Genomic DNA, 4,517 nt, shown 5'->3' with positions numbered 1-4,517 from the left:
GGGGGGATCCAGTATTCCAGAGACGATGATGGGGTTCGGATAAGCCGCGTACTGGATGCCCCGGTCAAGCCGGGGCATGACAGCAGGTGAGACTAGCCTCGCGCCTCAAATCTTCTGATTGTACTCGCCGACTTCGGGATGGGTGCGCAGCACGCTGTTCACCATCTCGAACATGTCGTGCATGCGCTGCTCGGAGACCGGGCTCTCGACCACGACAACGAGCTCGGGCTTGTTGGAGGAGGCACGCACCAGGCCCCAGCTGCCGTCCTCGACCGTGACGCGGACGCCGTTGACGGTGACGAGATCGCGGATCGACTGGCCGCCGATCTTGGCGCCCTTGGCCTGCAAGGCCTCGAAGTGCTTCACCACCTTGTCGATGACGCCGTATTTGGTCTCGTCGGCGCAATGCGGCGACATCGTCGGCGACGACCAGGTCTTCGGCAGCGCGTTCTTGAGATCGGCCATCGACTTGCCGGGGGCGCGGTCAAGCATATCGCAGATCGCCAGCGCCGAGACGAGACCGTCGTCATAGCCGCGTCCATACGGCTTGTTGAAGAAGAAGTGGCCGGACTTCTCGAAGCCGGCGAGCGCACCCGTCTCATGGGTGCGGCGCTTCATGTAGGAATGGCCGGTCTTCCAGTAGGTGGTTTTTGCACCCTGCTTCTGCAGCACCGGATCGGTGATGAACAGGCCGGTCGACTTCACGTCGACGATGAACTGCGCGTCCTTGTGGATCGCGGACATGTCGCGCGCCAGCATCACGCCGACCTTGTCGGCAAAGATCTCCTCGCCGGTGTTGTCGACGACGCCGCAGCGATCGCCGTCGCCGTCGAAGCCGAGACCCACATCGGCCTTGTGCTGCAGCACCGCGTCGCGGATCGCGTGCAGCATCTCCATGTCTTCGGGGTTCGGATTGTATTTCGGGAAGGTGTGGTCGAGCTCGGTGTCGAGCGGGATCACCTCGCAGCCGATCGCCTCCAGCACCTGCGGCGCGAATGCGCCGGCGGTACCGTTGCCGCAGGCCGCGACAACCTTGAGCTTGCGCTTGAGCTTCGGGCGGCTGGTGAGATCGGCGATGTAGCGCGCCGGATAATTCTCGTGGAATTGATAGGAGCCGCCGGCCTTGTTCTTGAACTCGGCGCCCAGCACGATCTCCTTCAGCCGCGTCATCTCGTCGGGACCGAAGGTCAGCGGGCGGTTGGCGCCCATCTTCACGCCGGTCCAGCCATTGTCGTTGTGCGAGGCCGTGACCATGGCGCAGCAGGGCACGTCGAGGTCGAACTGCGCGAAATAGGCCATCGGCGTCACCGCGAGCCCGATGTCGTGCACCTTGCAGCCTGCTGCCATCAGGCCGGAGATCAGCGCATATTTGATCGAGGCCGAATAGCCGCGGAAATCATGACCGGTGACGATCTCCTGGCTGACGCCGAGTTCTGCGATCAGCGCGCCCAGCCCCATGCCGAGCGCCTGGATTCCCATCAGGTTGATTTCCTTCTGGAACAGCCAGCGCGCGTCGTATTCGCGAAAGCCCGTGGCCTTCACCATCGGCTCGGATTCGAAGGCATAGGTGTTGGGCAGCAACACGGATTTCGGCTTGGGGAACATTGAGACGGTCTCGTGAAAAAAGAGCCAGGATTTGATGCAGCCTTAGCGAATGCCGGGCTGCAGCGGAAGGCGGGAATGGCAGCTTATGGATGATAATTGCGGCAGTTTGGTAACGGGGAAATCTGTCCGCGAGAGCGATCGAAATAGAGATTTTCTTGAAATATGTGTCGCCGTCGCCTTTGGGAGGACCTTTACTGCTCCAGCACCATCTGACCGTTGGCGTATTCGAAGCGCCTGAGGCGGGAGAGGAAGGAGAGACCGAGCAGGTTCTCGGACAGTGCTTCGTCGGGCAGCACCATGGCATCGACGTCGCGCACGATTAGGCCGCCGACATCGAGCATGGCGATGCGAGTGCGCGCGGCCTTGATGGTGCCGTTGGCGGTGGAGACGGTGGCGTTGTAATCGCTGCGCGAGGGACGCAGGCCGAAGCGGGCGGCCGAGGTCTCGTTCAGCGCGACCACGGAGGCGCCGGTGTCGACCATGAAGCCGATGCGCTGGCCTTCGATCCGGCCCTCGGTTTGGAAGTGGCCGCGGCCGTCGCGGGGGATGTTGAGGCTGCGGCCGCCGGCCGCCGCGGTGGACGCGACTGCGACCGTACGCGGCACCGACGTCGCCGAGGCGGAGCTCATCCTGTCCGCCATCTGCGCCATGAAGGTGCCGAGGCCGATCATGATCGCCGCGAAGATCATTATGTTACGCATCACACCACTCGAAGCCGAAGCTCGATTTCACCACGCGGAAGGCCGCTCCGCGAGCGACGCTGCGGCCAGAGCGGTGCTATTTTGACGAAAAGGATGAGCGGACGGTTAATGCGCCGGTGTCGCGGATACGACATATCCTCATCCTGAGGTGCCCGCGAAGCGCGGGTCTCGAAGGGCCCGGCCACCAGCGGGGCCGTCATCCTTCGAGACGCTTGCTACGCAAGCTCGTCAGGATGAGGAATTGGCAACGGCGCCTGGGACTAGAACGGGCTCACCGAGAAATACCGCAGCCACAGATCGGTGTAGCGGCCCTTCTCCCAGACGCGGAACATCGCCCAGTTCAGGGCCTGGCGCAGCACGTCGTTGCCCTTGCGTACGGCGATGCCAATGCCCTCGCCGAAGAAACGGCTCTCGACGAAGGGGCCGCCGGAGAAGGCGCAGCAATCGCCGGAATCCGTGCCGTTGATCCAGAACGCGAGCGCGATGGCGTCGCCGAAGATGAAATCGACCTCGCCCTTGCGCAAGGCGCCGCGCATAGCGTCGTCGTTGGGATAAGGGTGCAGCTCGGCGTCGGTGAACAGGGCCTTGAGATAGGCCTCATGCGCGGAGCCGGCGATGACGCCGACCTTCTTGCCTTCGAGATATTCGGGCCGGATCTCCGGCATCACCGCGTCCTTGCGCGAAGCAAAGCGCGCAGGCACGCGGTAATAGGGATCGGTGAAGTCGACCCGGGCGCGGAGCTGCGGACTCACCGCCATCGAGGCGATGATGGCATCGCCCCGGTTGGAGGCGAGCGCATCGACCAGCGTCTCGAAGCGCCGCATCTGCACCGTGCAAGTGACCTTGATCTCCTCGCACAGCGCGCGCGCGAAGTCGACGTTGAAGCCGGCCGGATTACCGTCGGCGCCGGTGTAGTTGAACGGCGGATAGTCGGTCTCGGTCAGGAAACGGATCACGGTCAGGCGCGACAGGTCCGGCCGCTCCGGCCGCCGCCGCGGGTCCCAGAAACCCGGCACCGCCTGCGGGGCGGCTTGCGGCGCGACCTGAGGTGAGGCTTGCGGCGCCGTTGGGGGCTGCTTGGCCGGGGCCTGCGCCTGCGCGGACGGCGCAGCAGCGAGCGCGCAGACGCCGACGATCAGCCCGGTCAGCAAGCCACGGGCGGATTTGGACGATTTCGCCTGTTGCGATGGAGCCATCGGCTGAAATGAACGATTTTCGTTGGGATCGGAGGGCCTTATAGCCCATCCGGCCGGGAACGCGAGCGCGGATTGCGGTCAATAGGGAAGCCTACAGATACCGCTTCAACTCCCCTGCGGCTTCTTCCGGCGTGCGCTTCAGGTTGAACGGCGAGACGAAGCGGCCGTCGCGATCCATCAGATAGATCAGCGCCGTGTGGTCCATGGTGTAGTCGCCGTCCTTGGTCGGGACCTTCTTGGCATAGACCCGGTAGGAGGTGATCACCTTGGCGGTCTCGGCAGGATCGCCGCTCAGCCCTTCGAGGTGCGGGTCGAAGCTCGACAGATAATCCTTCATCGCGGCCGGCGTATCGCGCTCGGGATCGACCGAGATGAAGACGGCATTGACCTTGTCGGCGTCCTTGCCCATCGCGCGCAGCACTTCCGAGATCTCGAACAGCGAGGTTGGGCAGACGTCGGGACAATGGGTGTAGCCGAAGAAGATCAGGGTCGGCTTGCCCTTGAGGTTCTTGTCGGTGACGGTCTTGCCGTTCTGGTCGGTGAGCTGGAACGGGCCGCCGATCGCGGCCGGCTGCGCCACCTTGCCGACCCCGCCCATGGCCCAGAATACGATCAGCAGCCCGAGGACGAGGCTTGCGGCGAAGGCGGTCGCGATCACCAGCGGACGGGCGGTAGGGCTCATGAGCGGAAAACTTCCTGTCGCGTGTCAGAAGCAGGCGGCAAGACCGGTCCTGATCATTTCGAAGAACACCTGGCTGCCGTAGTGGAACCAGAGCGCGAGCGCGCCGAGCACGACCAGGCCGCCGACGCCAGCACCTGCCAACAGCAGCACGACCGGCGTCCGGCCGGCAGTGGGCGAATTGTCCGATACAGGATGGGTAGGGTGCAGTGGTTGAGCCATGACAACGATCGGGGTGAAGGGTTCCCTGCCTTTCAAATAGGCGCTGGGACCGGGCCGGGCAAGCGCGGCGGGCGGGCTGGAGAACTTGTGATACGGAGGTTCTCCGTCATGCCG

Annotated in this window: 5 protein-coding genes; all 5 read right to left on the bottom strand. The window is 64.0% G+C overall.

Annotation, left to right across the window (positions count from 1 at the left end; all coding sequences use genetic code 11):
• Positions 1-105: 105 nt before the first annotated feature.
• The 5 genes from IVB32_RS21505 to IVB32_RS43070 all read right to left on the bottom strand — a co-directional run bounded on the left by IVB32_RS21505 (position 106) and on the right by IVB32_RS43070 (position 4,403).
• The gene (locus IVB32_RS21505) at positions 106-1,605 is read right to left on the bottom strand and encodes a phosphomannomutase/phosphoglucomutase (RefSeq protein ID WP_018453006.1); all 1,500 of its coding nucleotides are present in this window, start codon (positions 1,603-1,605) and stop codon (positions 106-108) included.
• 191 nt (positions 1,606-1,796) lie between these two features.
• Positions 1,797-2,306: a TIGR02281 family clan AA aspartic protease gene (locus tag IVB32_RS21500; protein WP_026232438.1), complete on the bottom strand. Its 510-nt coding sequence runs from the start codon at positions 2,304-2,306 to the stop codon at positions 1,797-1,799.
• A gap of 260 nt (positions 2,307-2,566) precedes the next feature.
• On the bottom strand, positions 2,567-3,502 hold the full coding sequence (locus IVB32_RS21495) for a transporter substrate-binding domain-containing protein (RefSeq protein ID WP_018453004.1): 936 nt from the start codon (positions 3,500-3,502) through the stop codon (positions 2,567-2,569).
• Positions 3,503-3,593: 91 nt separating this feature from the next.
• Positions 3,594-4,184 (bottom strand): SCO family protein, encoded by a 591-nt coding sequence (locus IVB32_RS21490; protein ID WP_018453003.1) that lies wholly within the window; start codon positions 4,182-4,184, stop codon positions 3,594-3,596.
• A gap of 24 nt (positions 4,185-4,208) precedes the next feature.
• Positions 4,209-4,403, bottom strand: coding sequence for a hypothetical protein (locus tag IVB32_RS43070; RefSeq protein WP_026232437.1), 195 nt, complete (start codon positions 4,401-4,403; stop codon positions 4,209-4,211).
• Between the last annotated feature and the right edge of the window lie 114 nt (positions 4,404-4,517).

It is taken from the genome of Bradyrhizobium sp. 23 (genome assembly GCF_023073295.1).
Lineage (GTDB): Bacteria > Pseudomonadota > Alphaproteobacteria > Rhizobiales > Xanthobacteraceae > Bradyrhizobium > Bradyrhizobium canariense_D.
Note: the sequence above shows the minus strand (reverse complement) of the source record. Positions and strands in the feature narration are given on the sequence as shown.

Bases quoted from the DNA above. Each gene is read 5' to 3' on its own strand.
- IVB32_RS21505 (WP_018453006.1), bottom strand. From the start codon at position 1,605: ATGTTCCCCAAGCCGAAATCCGTGTTGCTGCCCAACACCTATGCCTTC.
- IVB32_RS21500 (WP_026232438.1), bottom strand. From the start codon at position 2,306: ATGCGTAACATAATGATCTTCGCGGCGATCATGATCGGCCTCGGCACC.
- IVB32_RS21495 (WP_018453004.1), bottom strand. From the start codon at position 3,502: ATGGCTCCATCGCAACAGGCGAAATCGTCCAAATCCGCCCGTGGCTTG.
- IVB32_RS21490 (WP_018453003.1), bottom strand. From the start codon at position 4,184: ATGAGCCCTACCGCCCGTCCGCTGGTGATCGCGACCGCCTTCGCCGCA.
- IVB32_RS43070 (WP_026232437.1), bottom strand. From the start codon at position 4,403: ATGGCTCAACCACTGCACCCTACCCATCCTGTATCGGACAATTCGCCC.